Below are 23,657 nucleotides of genomic sequence, written 5' to 3'. Positions count from 1 at the left end.
GCCGCTGTAAATCGCATTGGCACCATCACGGACATCACTGACCGTTTTGGAAAGCTCGTTCTGCATGTCACGCAATGTTTCAGACAGTTTTTTGATTTCATAACTCCCTGTCACATCAATCGGTCTTATCAGATTACCTTTTGCAATATGCTGAATGCTTTCCAGGAAGTGATTCATAGGTAAAATAAGTAAACGACGAATACCAAACCAGACTAAAATGATAGTAATACAAATGCTGACAAGCAGTAATATTGTTATCCATATTGTCAGTGTTTCATTACTTTTACTATTCTGAATAAGGTTGTCATGATAAATAACATCTTCAGCATAATAATTCTCATATAATTTCCCGAATGTATTCTGATAGTCACTGGTAGGTTGGTTATCAAAATCATCTAACCTGTTGTTGCGTAAATAATGAATTAGCTCAAGCTGGGCACCATGATATTCATTAAAAGCAGCATCCATTTTGCTTTCAAGGTCTTCACCAAATTTTGTCGGCATTGATTTAAATTCTGACCAATCTGATTTTGTTTTTTCTACTTGTTCTTCAGCATAATCAAGTCGTTTGTTCTTTTGTTCGTCATTTTCATAAACGCCTTTCATTACACCTTTGGATATAATATTAAGTAATGATCGGTTCTCTAAAAAACCAATCCAGACACGGTCGAGTACATGGGTTTTTTCTGACTGAACGGTCATCGTATTATTTATTTCATTCTGTGAGTTTATAAACCTGAAAAAATAAAATGATGATATAAGTTGCATCAAAAGAAACGCGATCAGGATAAAGAGCATTCCTGTTGATATTTTTACTTTTTCTAACATATTCCACCTTGAATTAGCATTTTAATGACAAAAACCGGTTATAGGATACCATTTATGACAGAAGATCATTAATGCCGATACTTACCGTTGATATTTACGCCTGAAACATTTCAGATTCTTATTGAAAAGCAATGAAAAATGATAAACAATATTATTATGGCAAATTGTATCAAGGTTATGAAATAAACAGTAGGTGGTTTATTTGTGAATAAGAGACTATAATTGACCGCTTTTGTCTGTAAGCATCTCTGTAAAAGCAATATTCACTTTCAGTCTCCGGAATGAAATCAGATTTCTTCCGTGATTTCATATACCGTTAATGTAATCGGTTTATCAATGGTATTCATTTATTTGCTGAAAACAGGGCAGCGGTTTTGTATTATAATATATCGCTATATCACGGAAGAAGATGGCTGATTACTTTGTAAGTGTTATTAATACCAGCGTAAAAACAGTTTAATTAAAAATAATAATACATATTCTTATGATGCATAACAGACAGAGCCCCTGTAAAGGGGCTCTGTTCAGAGCCACCTCTTGCAGAGGTGGCTTTTTACTGACGTTCTCAGAAAACGCAGTAATTATTTACGGACTGCGATTGCTTCGATTTCTAATTTAACGTCTTTTGGCAGACGCGCAACTTCAACACAAGAACGTGCAGGGTATACTGCTTTGTGCTCATCAAAGAAAGCCGCGTATTCTGCGTTTACAGTAGCAAAGTCGTTCAGGTCTTTAACGAAAACAGTTGTTTTCACGATATCCGTAACCTTCAGACCAGCCTGTTCGATGATAGCTTTGATGTTGTTCAGTGACTGACGCGCCTGCGCTTTAACATCGTCGGCAACGGCACCGGTTTTCGGATCAACAGGGATCTGACCTGAAGTCATTACCATGTTACCCAGGTCTACTGCCTGGACGTATGGGCCGATTGCTGCTGGTGCGTTTTCTGTTGCGATTACTTTAGTCATTACGGACTCCTGTAGGATGATTATTGCTGTTAAGCTTTTAAAAACGCCCTCATTATAATCGTCTGATTTTCCCGGACAACTGACCTGGATCTATCTTATTGGTTATTAATGATTGCGTGGTGATCAAATTCTTTCTCACAGTACTTACAGATTAACACAATTTCCTGTGCAATGGACTTAACAGTGAAGCTGCTTTCCACTGGCTCATTGTGACTGATGCAGTTGCTGTTCGGGCAGACAATCACCCCTTCAATCCGCTCCGGCAGGTTAATCGGCAATTTTTTAACCACCTGATAATCTTCGATAATATTAATTGTGGCTTTCGGGGAATAAAAGCCGAGCTGGTTGGCCTGTTCCGGGGTCAGGAAGGTATCTTCCAGTTTAATCAAATCTTTACGCCCCATATTGTTGGACGGCAGGTTCAGCCCGATAGTAATACGGCTGTTCGTCTCGGTCAGGCGGAAAAAGGAGAGCAGTTTAAATCCCACATTTGCCGGGATATGGTCGATAACGGTACCGCATTTGATGGCTTCAACCAGTAATTTATGATCCTGAGTCATGATGTGCTCCTTAAGCCGGGAAAGTTTCGTTTAACACCAGAGATAACAACGCCTGACGGGCAAAGATCCCGTTTCCGGCCTGCTGGAAGTAGTACGCGTAAGGCGTTTTATCCACATCCGGGGTTATCTCATCGATGCGCGGCAGCGGGTGCAGCACTTTCAGGTTCGGTTTCACATTGGCCAGATCAGCCGCCCGCAGCACAAACTGGGCTTTGACATTGGCGTATTCCGACGGATCGAGGCGCTCTTTCTGCACGCGGGTCATATACAGCACATCCAGCTGCGGAAGTACCTCATCAATAGAATGATGTTCGCTGTACGCCACGCCGTTTTCATCCAGCATATGCAGGATGTGATTCGGCATTGCCAGTGCCTGCGGGGCAATAAAATGCAGGTGGTTGCCGCTGAATTTTGACAGCGCCTGTGACAGCGAATGTACCGTGCGCCCGTATTTCAGGTCACCGACCATGGCGATATGCAGGTTTTCAAGACGCCCCTGGGTTTCCTGAATGGTAAACAGGTCGAGCAGGGTCTGTGTCGGATGCTGGTTTGCACCGTCACCGGCGTTGATCACCGGCACCTTACCGGAGAACTCTGATACCAGACGTGCCGCACCTTCCTGCGGGTGGCGCATCACGATGGCATCCGCGTACTGACTGATCACGCTCATGGTATCCGCCAGGGTTTCACCTTTTTTGCCCAGCGAGGTGTTGCTGCTGTCTGAAAAGCCGACAACAGACGCGCCCAGACGCTGAATGGCGGTTTCAAAGGAAAGCCGCGTGCGGGTTGAGGCCTCGAAGAAGCAGCTGGCGATCACCTTGTGCTTCAGTAATTCAGGCTGAGGGCGTTGTTTCAGCGCCGCGGCAGTGTTTAATACCAGTTCCAGCTCATCACGACTGAGATCGTTAATCGAGATGATATCGCGCAGGTATAACGGATTTGCCATTGGGGTCTCCTCATGTGTTCGGCCAGGCAAAAAAAAACCCCTCAATTGAGGGGTTCTGAAATAAATACGGGGGAATGGAAAACATTGCCGCACTGCGGCTGTCCGTGATATGTCACATTGTCCGGCACCGGTTTTACGGTGCTGATAATCACAATGACCATTGTTTCCTCCCGACAAAATTGCGGGGCATTATACGCAACCTGCAAGCGGGCGCAAGCGTTTGGCATCACTTTTTCGGGTGAAATTTATGCAACGCTGCCGGTGAATCTAAAATTGTATGTTTTTTGAAAGAGATGCAACCATCACCGCTTTGATGGAATGCAGCCGGTTTTCTGCCTGGTCAAACACCACGCTGTGTTTTGATTCAAATACCTCATTGGTGACCTCAATCCCGCTGGTAAAACCATATTCTTTCGCGAGGGATTGCCCCATGGTGGTTTCCGTATCGTGGAATGCCGGCAGGCAGTGCATAAAGATAACATCCGGATTGCCCGTTTTATCCACCACATCCTGATTTACCTGATACGGTGTCAGCAGTTTAATCCGCTCTGCCCAGACCTCTTTCGCCTCGCCCATGGAGACCCACACATCGGTGTACAGCACATCCGCATCTTTTACGCCCTCTGCCACATCGGCGGTCAGGGTGATTTTACCGCCGGTGAGTTCAGCGGCTTTGCGGCACTGTGCGATAAGGGTTTCTGACGGCTGACACCCGGCCGGTGCCACCAGACGGACATCCATCCCGGTTACGGCGGCCATTTCAGCAATGGTGTTTCCCATGTTATTACGGGCATCGCCTAAATATGCAAATTTCACGTCGGACAGCGGTTTTTTCACATGCTCCTGAATCGTCAGTAAATCCGCAATCAGCTGTGTCGGATGAAACTCATCGGTCAGCCCGTTCCAGACAGGAACCCCGGCATATTGTGCCAGCGCTTCGGCGGATTTCTGGGAATAGCCGCGAAACTGAATGCCGTCATACATCCGGCCCAGCACTCTGGCGGTATCTTTGATCGATTCTTTGTGGCCTATCTGACTGCCGGATGATCCCAGATATGTCACCTGTGCGCCCTGATCGTAAGCACCTACTTCAAAGGCACAGCGGGTCCGGGTGGAGTCTTTTTCAAAAATCAGCGCAATATTTTTGCCTTTCATCAGCGGCTGTTCCGAGCCGGTTTTTTTGGCATGTTTCAGATAAGCAGAAAGATTGAGCAGTTCTTCAATATCGGCAGGTTTATAGTCAAGCAACCGCAAAAATGACTGTTGATAAAATGGGTTCATAGTTGTTTCTCCGGTGAATTTATATTCAACATAAATCAATAAAAATTCAATTGCAACACCGGCGGGAAATTCTTTTTTATTATGGGTGGCTCAATTGGCGCGGCTGTGGGAGAATGCGCGGGTATCACTTATCAGAGGACATGGCCATGTCAGAATTAGATGCGTTTTTAGAAGAGCAGCGCGAAGAAACCCGTGCGATTATTGCAGAACTGCTGGAAGACGGCAGCGATCCTGATGCGCAATACACCATTGAACACCATTTTTCGAGTGAGAATTACGACAAGCTGGAAAAAGCGGCAGTTGAAGCATTCAAACTGGGTTATGAAGTGACGGACGCCGAGGAGCTGGAAGTGGAAGGCGGCCAGGTGGTGTTATGCTGCGATATCATCAGTGAATGCGGGCTGACGGCGGAACATATCGATGCTCAGGTCGAGCAGCTGGCGCGTCTGGCAGAAAAAATGGATGTGGATTACGACGGCTGGGGCACCTATTTCGAAGACCCGGATGCCGAAGATGAAGATGACGACGACGATGCTGATGAGGCGCCGTTACACTGATCATCAGACATGAAAAACCTGCCGCGTGAAGTGACCCCCGATAGTTGGACAACCGATTATCGGGGTTTTTTGTGTCTGCCGGTCAGGCGGTGACTGAAAAAACAGACTTCAGCGGGGCAGTGCGTTCACGCCGTGAGTCGGCCTGATTATCACGTACCATCGGTCGCAACGGCGCACAGCCTAAAAATTCAATATCCTGAATATTGATATCATCTTCCGCCTCTTTCATCGCCTCAATGGTCTGATAAAGGACCGGGCCTTGCTGTGTTCTGAGCTGCGGGCTGCGGCTCTCTCCCTGCCATCCTTTCTGTTGTATCTCTGTCTGTTCATCGTCCTGTATGCGGCAGACCGGCCGTTCTGCCGGTGCTTTCAGCGTTACGGCGGTACATAACAGGTCATTCATTCCGTGAATCGTGCTGATCATCCTGATCTCCTGTCTGTCAGTTATAAAACGTGATATCCATCACATATGCAGTGACTGTAAGAGAAACAGCGGAGAGAAACTATCAGAAAAGCACCGGGAATTTTCAAAAGACTTTCAGCATCCGGACTTCACAGTCGCTGTGGCCGGTGTCGCCCAGCGGGGCATCAAGGAAGATAAACCCGAGTTTTTCATACAGCGTAATCGCAGCCTGAAGATCGGCAGTGGTTTCCAGGTAACACTGGCGGTAGCCTTCCGCTTCAGCAAATTCGAGCGCCTGAAGGGCGATTTTTTTCGCCAGACCTTTGCCGCGCAGTCGGGAAGAGAGATACATTTTCTGTAATTCCGCCGTTTTCCCGTCACCACCGGCAAGGCCGGAAACGCCGCCGCCGCCGAGGATCTCTCCATCCATTTCAATGACCCAGTAGGCGGCACGCGGCTGGCTGTAAACCTCGTATAACGTGTCCAGAATCGGGTCAGCGACCGCAAAGCCTTTGTCTGCGGTCAGGCCGTGTTCAGCAGAGACCTCACGGATAACCTGTGCGATACCGGGGTTATCTTCCGGGCGGATCAGACGGAGGGTGTAGTTTTCTGTTGTGCTGCTTGTCATGGATATCATTATCTCATTATTTTTATTGTGAAAAGTAAAGCCTGGGGATAAACCTGAGGGGCGATTACTGTGGATATCGTATGAAACGATAAATATGATAATAAATAATTATCACGCAAAGTAAACAGGTGACTGCGGAATTAGAGGGGCATACCGGCCACGCCTGGTGACCGGTATCAGGTATAAATACTTTTTACGTCTGTGTCAGCGGATCTGCTGATTGATCCATTCAATATCTTTTTTCGTAAACCGGATATTTGTTTCTTTACTGGTATCAGTATCGCTGAGTATTTTCTTTTTAATTAACTGGCTGACAGGAACAATAATATCAAAGTGATCACCATTTTTTATATGATAAATATACAACGGAATACGATTCTGCTTTGCGTCCCTTTGCATATCGGCAAATTCTTGCCACATATAGTCACCGCCTTCAAAGTAGAAGGTCGGGCGTTTGATGGATTTAATATAGCGATATACCGACCGCACATTAAATTCTTCCTCGTTACTTGTATCGAATGGAATAGCAACAGACATACTGTGTGCAGTACGCAGCTTCAGATCCGGAATACCACCTAATGAAAAAACGGCTCTGAACTTATCGCTGTATTCACTGGCGAGTAATGCTTTTGTACCGCCTGTGCTGTGACCGGCAATATAAATACGATCCGGATCGACATAAGGGAGTGTTGTTAAATACTGCCTCGCTGATTCAATATCTTCTATTTCACCGAAGAACATCTCATAACGACCCGGATTGGTATTTTCACCGCGAAAACTCGGGATTATCAGTACTATCTCAGGATCACGAAACGTTGCGGCAGTCTGATCATTATTAACCGGTTTCGGCTGCCAGAAATAGTCATCACCACCAATGCCGCCATAGCCGCCGTTAAGCCATATTACCGCAGGCAGCCGGGTATTTTCTTTTGCCGGTGGCGGTGTTAAATAAGCGAACATATTCCCTGCTTTTGCAGGGTAAGTGATAAGATTGAATATATCGGAAGGTGCCTGCCAGGGAGCATCGGTATTATCAAAACTTTGTTCGGTAATGTTTGTTTTAAACCGCTGATGTGCTTCAGCCAGGGTTTCATCCCGCAGTTCAAATGAAGAGGCAAATAACGGTGAGGCTGCCAGAAAGCCGGTAAATAAAAACAGGAAAACGGAAAGGGTATACGATCGTAATGACGTCAGCACGAAATAGTCCTTTTTAAATATCCATGTAATAAGATGTTATATCATCGCGTTATTCACTGAAAATAATGCCGGTCACCTGAGGTGACCGGCATGAACCCGTTAACGGGATTGTTTTTGCTGTTCAGTGACGATCACAATGCAGCGATCGTCGCTTTCTGAGCAATCAGTTTTTCTTTCGCTTCACGGTTTGCCGCAAGACGCTCGCGCTCTTTGGTTACGACTGCTTCCGGCGCACGGCTGACAAAGCCGTCATTCGCCAGTTTGCCTTCGATAGCCGCGATCTCTTTCTCCGTTTTTTCCAGCTCTTTATCCAGACGCGCCAGTTCGTCGTCTTTATTGATAAGATCAGCCATCGGGATCAGGATTTCCGCGCCTTCCACCAGCTTGGTCACACACACCGGTGCGGTTTCGCCTTCGGCCATCACACGGACGGATTCCAGACGCGCCATCGCTTTCAGGAAGTTGCTGTTTTCCGCAACACGGCGTTGTGCATCAGCACTTGCCCCGCGCAGCATCACTTCCAGCGGCTTGCTTGGTGCGATATTCATTTCAGCACGAATATTACGTACCGCAACGATTGTCTCTTTGATCCACTCCAGGTCACGCAGTGCCTGCTCGTCATTCAGAGAAGCATCGTATTCCGGGAACGGCTGCAGCATGATGGTATCGCCTTCCGCACCGGTAACCACTTTCACGCGCTGCCAGATAGTTTCCGTGATAAACGGAATAATCGGGTGTGCGAGGCGCAGCAGGGATTCCAGTACCGTGATCAGGGTATGACGTGCTGCACGTTTCTGGGCATCGGTACCTTTATGAACGGCCGGTTTGGACAGCTCAAGATACCAGTCACAGAACTGGTTCCAGGTGAATTCATACAGAATATTGGATGCAATATCAAAGCGGTAGGTATCCAGCGCTTCGCGGTAGGCTTTCACGGTATTGTTGTATTCTGCCAGGATCCAGCGGTCGGCCAGGGAAAATTCCATCTCACCGCCGTTCAGACCGCAGTCTTTCTCTTCGGTATTCATCAGCACGAAACGGCTGGCGTTCCACAGCTTGTTACAGAAGTTACGGTAACCGGACAGACGTTTCATATCCCAGTTGATATCGCGGCCGGTAGAGGCCAGCGCCGCCAGGGTAAAGCGCAGGGCATCGGTACCGTGTGCTTCGATCCCTTCAGGGAACTGTTTTTCAGTCCGTTTGGCGATTTTTTCCGCCATCTGCGGCTGCATCATGTTACCGGTGCGTTTTTCCAGCAGTTCAGGCAGAGAGATACCGTCGATCATATCCAGCGGGTCAATAACGTTCCCTTTGGATTTCGACATCTTCTGACCTTCCTCATCACGGATCAGACCCGTCATGTAGATGGTTTTGAACGGGATCTGCGATTTGCCGTTTTCATCTTTGATGAAGTGCATGGTCATCATGATCATGCGGGCGATCCAGAAGAAAATGATGTCGAAGCCGCTGACCAGTACGCTGGTCGGGTGGAATGCTTTCAGTTCCGGGGTATTTTCCGGCCAGCCCAGGGTTGAGAACGTCCACAGACCGGAGGAGAACCAGGTATCCAGCACGTCTTCATCCTGGCGTAGTTCAACCATCGCCGGGATATTGTTCTCACGGCGGACTTCGTCTTCGTCGCGGCCGACATACACGTTGCCCTGATTGTCATACCAGGCCGGGATACGGTGGCCCCACCACAGCTGACGGGAGATACACCAGTCCTGAATATCACGCATCCAGGAGAAGTACATGTTTTCGTACTGCTTCGGCACGAACTGAATATCGCCGTCTTCCACCGCTTTGATGGCTTCTTTTGCCAGCGGGGCAGTGCGCACATACCACTGGTCGGTCAGCATCGGTTCGATAACCACGCCGCCGCGATCGCCGTAAGGTACGGTCAGGTCGTGCGGTTTGATCTCTTCCAGCAGGCCGAGCTCTTCGAACTCTTTAACGATCGCTTTACGGGCGGCGAAACGCTCCATGCCACGGTAAGCGGCCGGGATTTCACTGCTGCAGGCGTCAGTCACTTCGCCGTTGGTATCAAACACTTCCGCTTCAGTGCGGATGTTGCCGTCGAAGTCCATGATGTTAATCATGGTCAGCTGGTGGCGTTTACCGACTTCATAGTCGTTGAAGTCGTGTGCCGGGGTGATTTTCACACAACCGGTGCCTTTTTCCATATCCGCGTGTTCATCACCGAGGATCGGAATGCGGCGGTTGACGATCGGCAGAATGATTTCTTTGCCGATCAGATCTTTGTAACGCGGATCTTCCGGGTTAACGGCCACGCCGGTATCACCGAGCATGGTTTCCGGACGCGTGGTGGCGACCACCAGGTAATCTTTACCGTCTGCGGTTTTCGCGCCGTCCGCAAGCGGATAACGGATATGCCACATGAAACCTTTGACTTCGCGGTTTTCCACTTCCAGGTCAGAAATTGCGGTGTGCAGTTTCGGGTCCCAGTTAACCAGGCGTTTTCCGCGGTAAATCAGGTTATCTTTATACAGGCGGACAAACGCCTCTTTTACCGCAGCTGACAGGCCGTCGTCCATGGTGAAGCGCTCGCGCTCCCAGTCCACGGAGTTACCCAGACGGCGCATCTGGTTGGAGATATTACCGCCGGATTCCGCTTTCCATTCCCAGATTTTATCGATAAAACCTTCGCGGCCGTAATCGTGACGGGTTTTGCCTTCTTCTGCGGCGATCTTGCGTTCAACAACCATCTGTGTCGCGATACCGGCGTGGTCAGTCCCTGACTGCCACAGGGTGTTTTTGCCCTGCATGCGCTGGTAGCGGATCATGGTATCCATAATGGTCTGCTGGAAAGCATGGCCCATATGCAGGTTACCGGTGACGTTCGGCGGCGGGATCACGATACAGAAGCTTTCTTTGTCTGTTCTGCCGTTTGGTTTGAAATAGCCGCTTTTTTCCCAGTGGGTATAAAGAGGACCTTCGATTTCCGTTGGATTATAGGTTTTATCCAGGGACGGCTCGCAGGCCTGTTGGTTGTCGGTTGTCTTTTCCATTTTTAATCTTTGTTTATCAGTAAGCTGGCGGCGTGGCCATGGTCATCGTAAAGCCGACGCTGCGATAGATTTTATATCGCTCGCGCGCCAACTGTTTTAAGTGTTCATCGATAGGCACAAAGTCTATCACTTCACGGAAGGTTGTCGCAAAATCTGTGAACTGCGGCAGCAGGGCTATCAGCAAATCACGCGGTGAATTTCCCCGTTTCTGCGGCCAGCACAGCTCGACCGGTGCGCCGTAACGCGGCCCCTCCCCGGCTAAATTATGCGGAACAAAGGCATCGGGCTCCCGCGCCCAGAGGGCTTCATCCAGTTTTTCCGCCTGCTGTTGTGACTCACAGGCGATAAGCACCCGTTTTCCGTTGCGCCAGGCTTCACCCGCCAGATGACAGGTCAGCCACTCGTGGGCCTCAAGGTCATCAAACGGGGATGGCTGTTCCATCAGGTAGAAGGTGGCGTTTTTCATAATATCTCTGATAGCAGAAAAGGGGATTGCTCAGGATAGCACAATCCCCCGTTACCTTTATGCTTTTTCCGGGCCGCAAGGGCCCGGCAATTCCGGTCAGTCGTCGGTGCTGATACCCGCACGATTTAACAGGAATTGTGACAGCAGTGCAACCGGACGGCCTGTTGCACCTTTATTTTTTCCGGAGCGCCATGCGGTGCCGGCGATATCCAGATGCGCCCAGTTATAACGGGTGGCAAAACGGGACAGGAAGCAGCCCGCGGTGATAGCGCCGCCGAGACGGCCGCCGGTGTTTGCCAGATCCGCAAAATTAGACTCGATCTGCTCGTAGAACTCTTCTGCCAGCGGCAGACGCCATGCGCGGTCACCCGCCTGTTCAGAGGCATTCAGTAACTCGTGCGCCAGCGGATTGTGGTTTGCCATCAGGCCGCTGAAGTGGTTACCGAGTGCGACCATACAGGCACCGGTCAGTGTGGCGATGTCGATCACGGTTTCCGGATCAAAACGCTCGGCGTAGGTCAGGGTGTCACACAGTACCAGGCGGCCTTCCGCATCGGTATTGAGCACTTCCACCGTCTGGCCGGACATGGTGGTGAGGATATCCCCCGGACGATAGGCATTGCCGCCCGGCATGTTTTCACAGCCTGCGAGAATCCCGATCACATTGAGTGGTAAACCCAGCTCAGCGACCACACGCATCACACCGTAGACGGTTGCCGCGCCGCACATGTCGTATTTCATCTCATCCATGCTGTCAGCCGGTTTGATGGAAATACCGCCGGAGTCAAAGGTCAGGCCTTTGCCGACTAACACGATCGGACGCGCTTCCGGATCCGGATTGCCTTTATATTCAATCACCGACATCAGGGATTCATTGCGTGACCCCTGGCCGACAGCCAGATAGGCCAGCATCCCCAGCTCTTTCATCTGCTCTTCGCCGATCACCCGGGTACTGAGCACCGGAGAGTTGCTGTCTGCCAGCTGACGCGCCTGAGATGCCAGGTAAGCGGCATTACAGATATTCGGCGGCATATTGGCCAGATCTTTCGCAGCTTTGATACCGGCGGCAATCGCCAGACCGTGGCTGATTGCTTTCTCACCGGTCGGCAGTTCGCGGCGGGTCGGTACATTGAAGACCAGCTTGCGCAGCGGACGGCGTAATTCGGTTTTGTTACTTTTCAGCTGATCAAAGACATAGAGAGATTCTTTGGCTGTTTCGACCGCCTGCCGGACTTTCCAGTAGTTATTGCGGCCTTTGACATGTAACTCGGTCAGAAAACAGACGGCTTCCATTGACCCGGTTTCATTCAGGGTATTGATGGTCGTCCGGATAATCTGTTTGTACTGGCGTTCATCCAGTTCACGTTCTTTCCCGCAGCCGATTAACAGGATACGCTCGGACAGGACATTCGGGACATGGTGCAGAAGCAGTGACTGCCCGACCTTGCCCTCCAGCTCGCCGCGGCGCAGCAGAGCACTGATGTAGCCGTCGCTGATTTTATCGAGCTGCTCCACGACAGGAGACAGACGACGCGGTTCGAAAACCCCGACCACAATACAAGCACTGCGCTGCTTTTCCGGGCTGCCGCTTTTTACACTAAACTCCATGCGCTCTCCTGAATCTTAAAGACAAAGACATCTGCTGCCGCTAAAATGTAGCGTTCGCACTAATCTGCACCATCGATTATAAACAGTTTATGATAAGCTGTGTGCGCACTTTATGAGTCCTGAATCTCATGAAAATTCCGTTTCTTTCCTGACAGGAAGGAAAAAACGTAGTCTGATACCGGAATCATCCTCAGGCCGGCAAAATAATGCACACAAATAGTCAACACAGAACGAAGTTAGCTATTTTCATGCAAAAACACAAGTTTTCACAGGCGTATTAAGCGTGATCATTATTAGATATCTGGTAAGAGAAACATTAAAAGCACAGATTGCGATTCTGTTTATCCTGTTGCTTATCTTCTTTTGTCAAAAACTGGTTGAAGTCCTGGGTGCCGCCGTTGAAGGCAGCATCCCGGCCGGACTCGTCGTGTCGCTGCTGGGGCTGGGTATCCCGGAGATGGCGCAGCTTATTCTGCCGCTGAGCCTCTTCCTCGGGCTGCTGATGACCTACAGTAAACTCTATACTGAAAGCGAAATCACCGTGATGCATGCCTGTGGTCTGGGTAATAATGTCCTGGTGAAAGCGGCCATGATCCTGGCGTTCTTTACCGCCGTTGTGGCCGCTGTCAACGTGGTCTGGCTGATCCCGTGGTCATCCCAGTATCAGGAAAAGGTCCTGGAGGAAGTCAAAGCCAACCCGGGCGTGACGGCGATGGTCGGCGGGCAGTTTAAAGTCTCTGATGACGGCAGTATGGTGCTCTATCTCGGGGATGTGGACGGTAACCGCTTCAGTAATGTCTTTATTGCCCAGATTTGGGCGAGAAACGAACAGCGCCCGTCCATTGTGGTGGCGGACAGCGGACATATGACCGAAAAAGAGAACGGTAATCAGGTGGTGGTGCTGGATAAAGGCACCCGCTATGAGGGTACCGCGTATCTGCGCGATTTCCGGATCACGGATTTTACCGATTATCAGGCGATTGTTGATCACCGTGATGCAAAAACCGGTGACAGTAACTACCAGCAGATGACCTTGCCTGAGCTGTGGAAAGAGACAGACAAGGCCGCCCGCGCGGAGTTCCACTGGCGTCTGACCCTGATCTTCTCCGTGGTGGTGATGGCACTGATGGTGGTGCCGCTCTCCGAGGTGAACCCGCGTCAGGGGCGTGTGCTGAGTATGCTGCCGGCAATGCTGCTGTATCTGATTTTCTTCCTGTTACAAAGTTCGCTGCGTTCAAGCGGCGAGAAGGGCAGGCTGGATCCGATGGTCTGGCCGTGGGTGGTTAATCTCAGTTATCTGGCTCTCGCGGTGGTGCTGAATCTGTGGAATACCACAGCCGTCCGCCGTCTGCGCTTTGGCTCTGCCCGTGTTCAGGGGGTTGCCTGATGTTTAAAGTACTTGTTCTTGACCGCTACATCGGGCGGACGATTCTGCAATCCATTATGATGACCCTGTTTATGCTGGTGTCATTATCCGGGATTATCAAATTTGTCGATCAGCTGCGCAGAGTCGGCCAGGGGGAATACTCCACCTGGGATGCCGGGCTGTATACCATCATGAGTATCCCCAAGGATATTCAGATTTTCTTCCCGATGGCTGCACTGCTCGGGGCACTGATGGGACTGGGCGCGCTGGCGACCCGCAGTGAGCTGGTGGTGATGCAGGCTTCCGGCTACAGTCGTCTCCAGGTGGCGGGTTCGGTGATGAAAACCGCTATCCCGCTGGTGATCCTGACCATGATTGTCGGTGAATGGCTGGCGCCGTCCGGTGAACAGTGGGCACGCAACTACCGCGCACAGAAAACAAACGGTGCTTCGCTGCTGGCGACCAACCGCGGGATGTGGGCCAAAGACGGCAGTGACTTTATTTATATTCAGCGCGTTGACAGTGAGACGCAGCTGAAGGGCATCACACTGTACCGGATGAACGGCGACCATAAACTGAAATCCATCCTCAGTGCGGCAGCGGCGGATTACAATTCGGATTCCGGTACCTGGACACTGAGCCAGGTGCAGGAATCAGTGCTGAAAGATATCTATGTGATTACCGGTGAGCAGAAGCTGTTAATGACCTGGCAGACGCAGATGACACCGGAAAAACTGAGTGTAGCGGCACTGGACCCGGAAGCATTATCGATAAGCGGCCTGTATCAGTATGTTGATTACTTACAGCAGAGCGGACAGGATGCGGGGCGTTATCAGCTGAACCTGTGGAAAAAGGTGTTTGCGCCACTTTCCGTAGCCGTGATGATGCTGATGGCACTGTCGTTTATCTTCGGGCCGCTGCGCTCCGTAGCGATGGGGGTGCGGGTAGTGACGGGGATTGCCTGCGGATTCGTGTTCTACGTTTCCAATGAAATTTTCGGCTCTCTCAGTCTCACTTACAAGTTCCCGCCATTTTTGGGGGCACTGCTGCCGAGCCTGCTGTTCCTGGCGATCAGTTTATATATGCTGATCAAACGTAAGTAACCAGCAGTTACGGATATCGGTATACAGAGCCGGTCAGTGCATACTGACCGGCTCTGTCATTTCAGCGGCCGGTAATCTGTTCCCAGCTGAGATTAAAGCGGGCCAGATACTTTCGCAGCCGGTCGGCATCATTGGGTTGTTTTTTCTGCTGACGGGAAACGGCAAACAGTGTGCGTCCGGCATCAGAAAGTGTCTGTGATCGGCGGCAGACGGCAATGACGGTTTCCAGCTGCTGACGATCAAATAAATCAATTTCACCCACCCCGGCAGGCAACGTCACCACTGTTTCCGCGCTGTGCCACTGGCTTTTCAGCCGTCCGGTTTCTTCCTGCACCAGTGCGGTGGTGATCCGCCTGTTCTCCGCAAAGGTTGCCATCCGCGTGACAGAGGCGCTCAGTTCACGAAAATTACCGCGCCACAAAGCCTGTGATGAGCAGGCAAAGGCGAGATAGTGCTGCCTGGCATCGGTATCAAAGCGGACCCGGGTCTGCTGATCGCGGCTGTATTTTGCCAGCTCATAATCCACGTTCGGTTCAATATCCTCGCGCCGCTGTGCCAGCCCCGGCAGGGCAAAGGTCCACATATTGATGCGGGCGTATAAATCTTCCCGGAACAGCCCTTCGCTGACCCGCTGTGCCAGATTGCGGTGGGTACCGGCGATCAGGGAAAAATCACTTTCTGTTTCATGATCCGAGCCGTAAGGGAAAAAGCGTTTTTTCCTCAATGGCTTTCAGCAACATTGCCTGTTCGTCGGCACCCAGTTCAGCAATCTCATCCAGAAATAAAATCCCGCCATCGGCCTCTTTCAGCAGCCCTCCGCGGGCCTGAACCGCCCCGGTAAATGCCCCTTTCACATGGCCGAACAGGGCGGACATAGCATTATCGCCGCGCAGTGTGGCACAGTTCACCGCCACAAAACGCCCTTTTACCTGATGGCGGCTGCGGCGCAGTTCATAAATCCGCCGTGCCAGGAATGATTTCCCGGCACCGGTCGGCCCGGTCAGCAAAACAGGCGCGGAGGAGCGCAGAGCAACACGCTCGATTTTATCGATCATGGTATTAAACCCGGCATTGCGCGTGGCAATACCGGACTTCAGAAACGCGACCTGTGCCTGCTGCTCTTTCTGAAAGCGCCCGGTGATCTGTGTATAGCGGCTGAGATCGAGGTTAATAATGGTATACACCCCGGCAGGATCGTTATCCCGCGCATCATGGCGCGGCGCAGTCTGGATAAGACGCGCGGGCAGATAGCTGGCTTCGGTCAGCAGGAACCAGCAAATCTGCACCACATGGGTGCCGGTGGTGATATGCACCAGATACTCTTCATTTTCAGTATCAAACGGGTAGTGAGTGGCAAAGTCCAGCAACGCGGTATACACCTGCTCAAAATCCCACGGATCGGCAATATCCACCTCACGCAGCATCACTTCTGTCTGCGGGGATGCCTGCTCTATATCCTCTTTTACCCGGCCTGCGGTCTGCATATCACCCGGCTGATAAACCAGTTCAAAGCGGTCAATATGCAGATCCGGCTGCTGACACAGCCCGATACTCGGCCGCCATTTCTGCCAGCGGTTGGCTTTCTTGCCGCGCCGGTCGAGCACGGTGCCGAGAACACCAATCACAACGTTTTTCTTTGCGGATGACATAACTTATCTTTCCGGATAAAAGGCGATATTAAAAGATAAAAATAGCATACGGGATTTCAGGGCTGGATGTTATCTAAAAAATCGGTGTAATTAATTATTCGTTAAATATCAGTGTGATAAATAAATATTTCTCGATTAAACAAAACTGGCACACTTATCGCAATACTACCGGTACCAAACGAAAGGAATGTAAAAATGATAAATCGTGATTTTAATGAATTGATTCAGGAAAACAGTGCGCCGGTAAAATTGTGGACCAACGGTGTGCCGGTTGATCCGAAAGCGGTGCTGCAATTGCAGAATACGGCAAAAATGCCCTTTATTTTTAAACACCTGGCGGTGATGCCGGACGTGCATGTCGGAAAAGGATCGACTATCGGCAGTGTGATCCCGACCAAAGGCGCGATAATCCCGGCCGCCGTCGGGGTGGATATCGGTTGCGGAATGATCGCGGTGAAAACCTCACTGACTGCGTCCGACCTGCCGGACAGCCTGCAAAATATCCGCTTTGCTATTGAGGCCGCGGTACCGCACGGACGCACCACCGAACGTCACGGACGGGATAAGGGAACCTGGAAAAATGTCCCGGATATCGTTGATAACCACTGGATGCAGCTGGATGAACAGTTCCGTCGTATCTGCGATAAATACCCGAAACTGCGTAATACCAACAACTACAAACATCTGGGAACGCTGGGAACCGGGAACCACTTTATCGAACTGTGCCTGGATGAGGCAGGTTTCGTCTGGGTGATGCTGCACAGCGGGTCACGCGGTGTCGGTAATGCCATTGGTAACCTGTTTATCTCGCTGGCACAAAAAGATATGCAGACCCACATTGCCAATCTGCCGGATCGCGACCTGGCGTATTTCGAAGAGGGAAGTGTGCATTTTAATGATTATATGGAAGCGGTCGGCTGGGCGCAGGATTTTGCCCGTCATAACCGTGAAGTGATGATGCACCGCGTGCTGGAAGCGCTATCCCGCGAGATCACCAAACCGTTCACCACACAGCAGGAAGCCGTGAACTGCCACCATAACTATGTGCAGAAAGAACAGCATTTTGGTGAGGAAGTGTTGGTAACACGAAAAGGGGCGGTATCGGCACAAAAAGGCCAGATGGGGATCATTCCGGGCTCGATGGGGGCGAAGAGCTACATTGTGCGCGGACGCGGAAACGAAGAAAGCTTCTGCTCATGCAGCCACGGCGCAGGCCGTGTAATGAGCCGTACCGAAGCAAAAAAACGTTTCTCGGTGGCAGACCAGCAGCGCGCTACTGCTCATGTGGAGTGCCGTAAAGACAGCGATGTGATCGACGAGATCCCGATGGCGTACAAAGATATCGATGCGGTGATGACCGCACAGTCATCGCTGGTGGAAATTGTGCATACACTGCGTCAGGTGGTGTGTGTGAAGGGGTAGAAAATGAGTGAGAAATATGACGGAGCCGTCTCCGCTGCCATGCGGGAACGGATAAAAGAGACACTGGCGCAGATCGAAAAAACACACCGCGTAAAAGTGCTCTATGCCTGTGAATCCGGCAGTCGCGGGTGGGGTTTTGCCTCCCACGACAGTGACTATGATGTGCGGTTTATCTATGTGCATCAGCCGGAGTGGTATCTCGCGCTCGACAAAAAGCGGGATGTGATTGAAAAACCGATCGATGATGAGCTGGATGTGGCAGGCTGGGAGTTATCCAAAGCACTGAGACTGCTGAGAAACTCCAACCCGGCGCTGATTGAGTGGCTGAGTTCACCGGTGGTGTATTATCAGGATGAAGCCTTCACCGGGGAAATAAAAGTACTTGCAGAGCAGTTTTATTCTGTGCGCAAGGCACGCTATCACTACCTGTCGATGGCAAAACGCAACACACAGGAGCATTTGCTGGCAGAGCAGGTCAGGTTGAAAAAATACTTTTATGTCCTGAGGCCGGTGATGGCATTGCGCTGGATAGCCGCCGGGAAAGGTCTGCCGCCGATGGCATTTGACGCGCTGGTGGCGGGTACGATAACCGATACGGATGTGCTGGCTGAGATCAGAGAATTACTGATACTGAAAACATCGTCCGGTGAAAGCCACTATGGAGTGCGGCGCCCGGCGGTTGACCGGCTGATTCAGGATGTGCTGAATGAGGCTGAGAACCCGTTACCGGAAGCACCGTATTATCACGACAGCCGGTTACTGGATCGGTTTCTGATGAAAACCGTCACTGCATATACAGAACATGCCCGCGCCTGATGCGGGCATGTTTTTTTGTATCACAGGTAATTACGGGTATGCAGATCTGCCAGGGAGCGGACCAGATCATTGACACCATTCGGTAACGGACTGAATTTACTGCCGTCTTTGCGGGTCATCACCACGAACACACCGATATTTTTCTCCGGTATCATCGCCATATAGGTATTAAACCCGCCGCCGCCGCCGGTTTTCTGATAAATCGCGGGGATTTCCCCGACCGGTGCCAGATACACCCAGCCGAGACCCAGACCGTCGGCCTCACCGGCAACATCCATTCCTTTGATCTCATTGAGATGACCACGTTTAAAATAGATAGTCTGCTCTTTGGTGGCGGTCGCTTTACGCTGCGTGTTGCCGGAAGAGAGGAAGCGCTGCATCCACTTCTGCATATCTGCCGGGGTGGAATACACACCGCCGCTGCCGATAGCCGCCAGCGTGCTGTAACAATCACTCGGTTTAAACCCGACCATCAGCCGCTTACACTGCGCGGCAGACGGATTATAGGTCGTATCTTTCATACCCGCTGGTTGTGTCACATAGTGGCGGAACAGCTCGCTGTACGGACGATTTCCGGCTTTTTCCAGGGCATCTGCCAGTAAATCATAGGCCAGATTGGAATACGCGGCTTCCGTTCCCGGCTGTGCCGTCAGTTTGGCGGTTTTCAGCCAGGTCCAGCGCTGATCACGGCTCGGCCAGGTAAACACCGGACGACCCCACTTTCCGCCGGGCTGCTCACGCGGCAGAATACTGGTATGACTCGCCAGGTGGAACAGGCGGATCGGCTTGCCGTTATAAGACGGCACGGAAGACTGCTTATAACTGTATTTCTGCAGCGGATCATTGAGATTGACCAGGCCATCATCCGCCATCTTCACCATCACTTCGCTGGTCATCAGCTTACTGACGGACGCAATGCGGATCAGTGAATCCGTCCGTGGCTTAATACCATTGCCGGGACGGGTCTCGCCGTAGCTGCGGTGAAACACCTCATTATTATCAATCACCACCATAAACATACCGCGGGCATCGGTTTCGGCGAAAATTTTCTCACCTACCTCATCGACCAGCTGCGGTGCCAGCTTCAGCGCTTCCGGATTGCTTTCAACAATAGACCAGTCAAGCGGCGGACGTTCGGCAGGCGCTGTACTGTGTTTCTCCGGCTGCGAAGAACAGGCGGACAGCGCGATAGCCAGCAGCGACAACGGCATCAGGCGCACAATATGACGGTGTAATTTACTCATGATAATTCAACAGCCTTCCATGCAGACACAGGGATATGACACTGTAAGTCAGTTATTTTTTGAAGATACGTAACAGGATACCAATGACAATACCAATAAAAATACCTGTCGCAACCCATCCGGCAAAGCCCATACCCACCTCACATTTATCGGGAACCGGAGAGGATTATATAAGCAATTGTATTGAAGTCTATTCATCCGGGGCACAATCGCGGCAAATAAAAAAATATTATTATTCAGTGCGGAAATAAAGCGGGATTCTCCCGCCACCGCACACATCCCGTATCCTGCTGAAACGCCGTCTTTTTAACCACTCAGCAAACCGCCTCTGTGATAGTTGTTGCACCACAGAGTGCCGCAAGTATAATAACGACGTTTTCCAGAACACACTTCTGTGCCGGAGTGGCGGAATTGGTAGACGCAGTTGATTCAAAATCAACCGCCCACGGGCGTGCCGGTTCGATTCCGGCCTTCGGCATTCTTAAGTGAAATCAAGCTACCGCGAGGTGGCTTTTTTTGTGCCTGAAATCCAGTATCCACAAGGCTTCCCTCGCTTTTTCACTCAACAGAAGTCAATCTGAGTCAACCCACATCAAGTCGCTTGTGAGTATAGAACCGAGTATATATGCTGGTTCGATAATGGTTGTATACTCACGGCGGCACATGGAAGGAGAACTTTTATGGCTCTGACAGATATCAAAGTGCGTTCTGCAAAACCACAGGAAAAGGAGTATACCCTTGTCGATGGGGGGGGCATGTTTTTGCTGATACACCCTAACGGCTCCAAATACTGGCGCTTTCGTTTCTGCTTTGGCGGTAAACAACACCTGATGGCTTTTGGTGTTTATCCCGAAACGTCACTGGCTGATGCTCGGCAAAAGAGGGAGGAGGCCAGGAGGCTTGTTGCTGCCGGTGTCGATCCTCGTGAACATAAGCGTGCAGTAAAAGAAGAACAGGCTAGAGAGGTCATCACTTTTGAATCTGTTGCCAGAGACTGGCACGCCAGCAATCAAAAGTGGTCTGAGTCGCATAGTGGTCGTGTTCTTAAGAGTCTGGAAGATAATCTCTTTGATGCGATTGGTAAGCGAAATATCGCTGAGCTAAAAACCAGAGATTTACTTATTCCTATCAAAGCCGTGGAGATGTCTGGACGTCTTGAGGTGGCAGCACGTCTACAACAACGAACAACAGCAATTATGCGATTTGCTGTGCAGAGCGGTTTAATCGATTACAACCCTGCACAAGAGATCGCTGGAGCGGTTGCTACAGCTAAGCGGCAACATCGCGCTGCGCTAGAACTTAATCGTATTCCTGAACTACTTCATCGTATCGACACATATACCGGCAGACCACTAACACGCTTAGCTGTGGAGCTGACGTTGTTGGTCTTCATTCGGTCTAGTGAACTGCGTTTTGCACGCTGGTCAGAAGTCGATTTTGAAACTGCTATGTGGACGATTCCGGGAGAGCGCGAGCTATTGGAAGGAGTGAATCGCCACGGATAATCTAGACACTTCCGAGCCGTTGATAATACTGCTTTTCATATTCTGCCGGTGACATCTGCTCGCTAGAACCATGCCGACGCTTACTGTTATAAAACATTTCGATGTAATCAAAAATATCGCTGCGGGCTTCTTCCCGCGTTCCGTAGATCTTTTTCTTTATCCGTTCACGCTTCAGCAACTGGAAAAAACTTTCTGCAACCGCATTATCATGGCAGTTACCGCGACGGCTCATGCTGCCCTCCAGGCCGTGTGATTTCAGGAACGACTGCCACTCATGGCTAGTGTACTGACTGCCCTGATCCGAGTGAACCAGCACCTGTTTTTGAGGATTACGCCGCCATACAGCCATCAGCAATGCATTCAGGACAATGTCCTTTGTCATCCGGGATTGCATTGACCAGCCGATAATTTTGCGTGAGAACAGATCGACAACCACGGCAAGATACAGCCAGCCTTCGTGGGTTCTGATGTAGGTTATATCCGTTACCCAACGCTCATCCGGAGTATCCGGATTGAACTGTCGCTGGAGCCTGTTGGGCGACACGATGCTGGCCTCGCCTTTACGTGCCCGCGGGCTCCGGTATCCAACCTGAGCCTTTATTCCGGCACGTTTCATCAGTCGCCAGACTCTGTTGACTCCGCACTGTTGCCCGGTATCCCGCAAATCCAGATGGATCTTGCGATAACCATAGACACATCCCGACTCCAGCCAGAACTGTTTAATCTGTCCTGTCAGTCTCAGGTCTGTCTGATGGCGTTGTGAATGCGGCTGCTGAATCCAGGCGTAAAAGCCACTGGGATGAACATCCAGCACGCGACAGAGCAGGCGAACAGGCCAGCAACAGATGTTGTCACGGATAAAGGCGTACCTCAGTCGGATAGCTTTGCGAAGTACGCCGCTGTAGATTCAATCTGTCAATGCAACACCCCTTTCAATTATCTCTTTCGGTGTTTTAAACTTCAGTGTCTTTCTCGGTCTGTTGTTTAGCTGAGCAGCAACCAGATCTAGTTCATGTTGAGTATATTGGGCAAGACATGTCTTTTTAGGAAAGTACTGCCGAATTAGCCCATTTGTGTTCTCATTTGTTCCCCGCTGCCAAGGACTCTGAGGATCGCAGAAGTAAACTTTAACGCCGGTGCTGACAGTAAATTCTAGATGTCTGGCCAGTTCCATTCCTCTGTCCCATGTCAGTGATTTTCTGAGTTCTGACGGTAAACTCAGGAATTTGTCGGTAAGAGCCTGATTTACTGAGACAGAATCTTTGCCACTGAGTCTAAGGATGATCGTATAACGTGATTTTCGGTCTACAAGTGTGGCTATATGAGAGTTTTTTGTACCTGAGACTAAATCGCCCTCCCAATGCCCCAGAGAGCGTCTGTTATCGATATTTCGGGAACGTTCGTGAATTGGTGTTCCGTTCACTATGTTAATCGTACCTCTTTCGCCTTTACGGGTATGACGCCTGCCATGGCGAAGGCTATGCGACCGTCGCAGATGCTGTATATTCAGGTGGTGTAGCGCTTCACGGCTACGAAAGTACAGCGTTTTATAAATTGTCTCAGGTGATATTCGCAGCGTTTTTTGACGTGGTTTTGTTCGCCTTAACCATCCTGATATTTGCTCTGGAGACCATTTCATCTCCAGCTTTTCCAGAACAAGCTTTCGCAATGGTAAATTTTGATCCAGTAAGCACGGTTTTGGCCTTTTCGCCATTCTGTTGGCTCGGTTATTAGCATCAACAGCTTTGTAATAGCGTCTGCCCCGATTACGCTGAACTTCACGTGAGATCGTCGAAGGACTACGATTCAGCGCAGTAGCTATCGCACGAATGCTCATTTTGGCTGACAAACCAGCTCGTATCTCCTCGCGCTCAGACAGTGTCAGGTGAGCTACAGCCCGCTTACGCTCATGGGGTTTTATGCCGCCAGTATCCCTTAACATAGTGAAGATCGTTCCGGGTTTTGAACCCAGGATATTCGCTATTTCACTGAAGCCTGTTCCGTTCTTCCATAGTTCAAAAACAGAGGCTTTTTCCTCTGCTGTAAATGTTCGTCTCATTCAAAAAACCTCCGCAACTCCA

General features: G+C 50.4%; 18 protein-coding genes, 1 tRNA gene and 3 pseudogenes. 7 read left to right on the top strand and 15 right to left on the bottom strand.

The features are described 5' to 3' along the window. The 5 genes from N7387_RS10360 to argF all read right to left on the bottom strand — a co-directional run. Nucleotides 1-828: Tar ligand binding domain-containing protein (locus tag N7387_RS10360; RefSeq protein WP_279798743.1), on the bottom strand; the 828-nt coding region annotated here is incomplete at its 3' end. Nucleotides 829-1,409: 581 nt separating this feature from the next. After that, complete coding sequence (gene ridA, locus N7387_RS10355; RefSeq protein WP_004234600.1) at nt 1,410-1,796, bottom strand: 2-iminobutanoate/2-iminopropanoate deaminase; 387 nt, start codon at nt 1,794-1,796, stop codon at nt 1,410-1,412. A gap of 95 nt (nt 1,797-1,891) precedes the next feature. After that, the gene (gene pyrI, locus N7387_RS10350; RefSeq protein ID WP_279798740.1) at nt 1,892-2,356 is read right to left on the bottom strand and encodes an aspartate carbamoyltransferase regulatory subunit; all 465 of its coding nucleotides are present in this window, start codon (nt 2,354-2,356) and stop codon (nt 1,892-1,894) included. Nucleotides 2,357-2,366: 10 nt separating this feature from the next. Then, nucleotides 2,367-3,302, bottom strand: a complete 936-nt coding sequence (pyrB, locus tag N7387_RS10345; RefSeq protein WP_262861516.1) for an aspartate carbamoyltransferase — start codon at nt 3,300-3,302, stop codon at nt 2,367-2,369. Between the two features lie 267 nt (nt 3,303-3,569). Beyond that, nucleotides 3,570-4,583, bottom strand: a complete 1,014-nt coding sequence (argF, locus tag N7387_RS10340; protein WP_262861515.1) for an ornithine carbamoyltransferase — start codon at nt 4,581-4,583, stop codon at nt 3,570-3,572. A 140-nt stretch (nt 4,584-4,723) separates the two neighbouring features. Here argF and rraB point away from each other — a divergent pair, with 140 nt between their 5' ends. After that, on the top strand, nt 4,724-5,140 hold the full coding sequence (gene rraB, locus N7387_RS10335; RefSeq protein ID WP_024474281.1) for a ribonuclease E inhibitor RraB: 417 nt from the start codon (nt 4,724-4,726) through the stop codon (nt 5,138-5,140). Between the two features lie 82 nt (nt 5,141-5,222). Here rraB and N7387_RS10330 read toward each other — a convergent pair whose 3' ends face one another. The 6 genes from N7387_RS10330 to pepA form a co-directional block, all read right to left on the bottom strand. Then, nucleotides 5,223-5,564: a hypothetical protein gene (locus N7387_RS10330; protein ID WP_025152399.1), complete on the bottom strand. Its 342-nt coding sequence runs from the start codon at nt 5,562-5,564 to the stop codon at nt 5,223-5,225. A gap of 103 nt (nt 5,565-5,667) precedes the next feature. Further along, nucleotides 5,668-6,171 (bottom strand): GNAT family N-acetyltransferase, encoded by a 504-nt coding sequence (locus N7387_RS10325; protein WP_279798737.1) that lies wholly within the window; start codon nt 6,169-6,171, stop codon nt 5,668-5,670. A gap of 204 nt (nt 6,172-6,375) precedes the next feature. Next, complete coding sequence (locus N7387_RS10320; protein ID WP_279798735.1) at nt 6,376-7,368, bottom strand: prolyl oligopeptidase family serine peptidase; 993 nt, start codon at nt 7,366-7,368, stop codon at nt 6,376-6,378. 131 nt (nt 7,369-7,499) lie between these two features. Then, nucleotides 7,500-10,355, bottom strand: a complete 2,856-nt coding sequence (locus tag N7387_RS10315; RefSeq protein ID WP_279798754.1) for a valine--tRNA ligase — start codon at nt 10,353-10,355, stop codon at nt 7,500-7,502. A gap of 58 nt (nt 10,356-10,413) precedes the next feature. Further along, complete coding sequence (locus N7387_RS10310) at nt 10,414-10,863, bottom strand: DNA polymerase III subunit chi (RefSeq protein ID WP_214181675.1); 450 nt, start codon at nt 10,861-10,863, stop codon at nt 10,414-10,416. 96 nt (nt 10,864-10,959) lie between these two features. Next, nucleotides 10,960-12,471: a leucyl aminopeptidase gene (pepA, locus tag N7387_RS10305; protein ID WP_004234614.1), complete on the bottom strand. Its 1,512-nt coding sequence runs from the start codon at nt 12,469-12,471 to the stop codon at nt 10,960-10,962. 283 nt (nt 12,472-12,754) lie between these two features. Here pepA and lptF point away from each other — a divergent pair, with 283 nt between their 5' ends. Next, nucleotides 12,755-13,858, top strand: a complete 1,104-nt coding sequence (gene lptF, locus N7387_RS10300) for an LPS export ABC transporter permease LptF (RefSeq protein ID WP_262882609.1) — start codon at nt 12,755-12,757, stop codon at nt 13,856-13,858. Continuing rightward, nucleotides 13,858-14,940 (top strand): LPS export ABC transporter permease LptG, encoded by a 1,083-nt coding sequence (gene lptG, locus N7387_RS10295; RefSeq protein ID WP_279798728.1) that lies wholly within the window; start codon nt 13,858-13,860, stop codon nt 14,938-14,940. The genes lptF and lptG overlap by 1 nt, the downstream gene beginning before the upstream one ends. A 61-nt stretch (nt 14,941-15,001) precedes the next feature. On the opposite strand, the pseudogene rtcR reads toward lptG, so the two are convergent. Continuing rightward, nucleotides 15,002-16,589 (bottom strand): annotated as a pseudogene (gene rtcR / locus N7387_RS10290) (RNA repair transcriptional activator RtcR). Nucleotides 16,590-16,784: 195 nt separating this feature from the next. Here rtcR and N7387_RS10285 point away from each other — a divergent pair. Beyond that, the gene (locus tag N7387_RS10285) at nt 16,785-18,011 is read left to right on the top strand and encodes an RtcB family protein (protein WP_279798726.1); all 1,227 of its coding nucleotides are present in this window, start codon (nt 16,785-16,787) and stop codon (nt 18,009-18,011) included. A 3-nt stretch (nt 18,012-18,014) separates the two neighbouring features. Beyond that, nucleotides 18,015-18,827 carry a nucleotidyltransferase domain-containing protein gene (locus N7387_RS10280; protein WP_279798724.1) on the top strand — a complete coding sequence of 271 codons (813 nt, stop codon included), beginning with the start codon at nt 18,015-18,017 and terminating at the stop codon, nt 18,825-18,827. Nucleotides 18,828-18,847: 20 nt separating this feature from the next. Here N7387_RS10280 and ampH read toward each other — a convergent pair whose 3' ends face one another. Then, nucleotides 18,848-20,071 carry a D-alanyl-D-alanine-carboxypeptidase/endopeptidase AmpH gene (gene ampH / locus N7387_RS10275; RefSeq protein WP_279798722.1) on the bottom strand — a complete coding sequence of 408 codons (1,224 nt, stop codon included), beginning with the start codon at nt 20,069-20,071 and terminating at the stop codon, nt 18,848-18,850. 396 nt (nt 20,072-20,467) lie between these two features. Between ampH and N7387_RS10270 the strand changes: the two genes are divergently transcribed. After that, nucleotides 20,468-20,549, top strand: a tRNA-Leu gene (locus tag N7387_RS10270). Between the two features lie 202 nt (nt 20,550-20,751). Next, nucleotides 20,752-21,561, top strand: a pseudogene (locus N7387_RS10265) (integrase arm-type DNA-binding domain-containing protein); the annotation flags it as partial. 16 nt (nt 21,562-21,577) lie between these two features. Here the strand turns inward: N7387_RS10265 and N7387_RS10260 are convergent. Beyond that, nucleotides 21,578-22,475: pseudogene (locus tag N7387_RS10260) on the bottom strand (IS3 family transposase); the annotation flags it as partial. 8 nt (nt 22,476-22,483) lie between these two features. Next, complete coding sequence (locus tag N7387_RS10255) at nt 22,484-23,635, bottom strand: IS30-like element IS30 family transposase (protein WP_279798720.1); 1,152 nt, start codon at nt 23,633-23,635, stop codon at nt 22,484-22,486. Nucleotides 23,636-23,657 lie beyond the last annotated feature (22 nt).

The organism is Morganella sp. GD04133 (assembly GCF_029835375.1).
Classification (GTDB): Bacteria; Pseudomonadota; Gammaproteobacteria; order Enterobacterales; family Enterobacteriaceae; genus Morganella; species Morganella morganii_B.
Note: the sequence above shows the minus strand (reverse complement) of the source record. Positions and strands in the feature narration are given on the sequence as shown.

Coding starts and splice junctions, on each gene's coding strand:
- N7387_RS10255 (WP_279798720.1), bottom strand. CDS start 23,635: ATGAGACGAACATTTACAGCAGAGGAAAAAGCCTCTGTTTTTGAACTA.
- N7387_RS10285 (WP_279798726.1), top strand. CDS start 16,785: ATGATAAATCGTGATTTTAATGAATTGATTCAGGAAAACAGTGCGCCG.
- argF (WP_262861515.1), bottom strand. CDS start 4,583: ATGAACCCATTTTATCAACAGTCATTTTTGCGGTTGCTTGACTATAAA.
- pepA (WP_004234614.1), bottom strand. CDS start 12,471: ATGGAGTTTAGTGTAAAAAGCGGCAGCCCGGAAAAGCAGCGCAGTGCT.
- rraB (WP_024474281.1), top strand. CDS start 4,724: ATGGCCATGTCAGAATTAGATGCGTTTTTAGAAGAGCAGCGCGAAGAA.
- N7387_RS10330 (WP_025152399.1), bottom strand. CDS start 5,564: ATGATCAGCACGATTCACGGAATGAATGACCTGTTATGTACCGCCGTA.
- N7387_RS10325 (WP_279798737.1), bottom strand. CDS start 6,171: ATGACAAGCAGCACAACAGAAAACTACACCCTCCGTCTGATCCGCCCG.
- pyrI (WP_279798740.1), bottom strand. CDS start 2,356: ATGACTCAGGATCATAAATTACTGGTTGAAGCCATCAAATGCGGTACC.
- lptG (WP_279798728.1), top strand. CDS start 13,858: ATGTTTAAAGTACTTGTTCTTGACCGCTACATCGGGCGGACGATTCTG.
- ridA (WP_004234600.1), bottom strand. CDS start 1,796: ATGACTAAAGTAATCGCAACAGAAAACGCACCAGCAGCAATCGGCCCA.
- N7387_RS10310 (WP_214181675.1), bottom strand. CDS start 10,863: ATGAAAAACGCCACCTTCTACCTGATGGAACAGCCATCCCCGTTTGAT.
- pyrB (WP_262861516.1), bottom strand. CDS start 3,302: ATGGCAAATCCGTTATACCTGCGCGATATCATCTCGATTAACGATCTC.
- N7387_RS10280 (WP_279798724.1), top strand. CDS start 18,015: ATGAGTGAGAAATATGACGGAGCCGTCTCCGCTGCCATGCGGGAACGG.
- ampH (WP_279798722.1), bottom strand. CDS start 20,071: ATGAGTAAATTACACCGTCATATTGTGCGCCTGATGCCGTTGTCGCTG.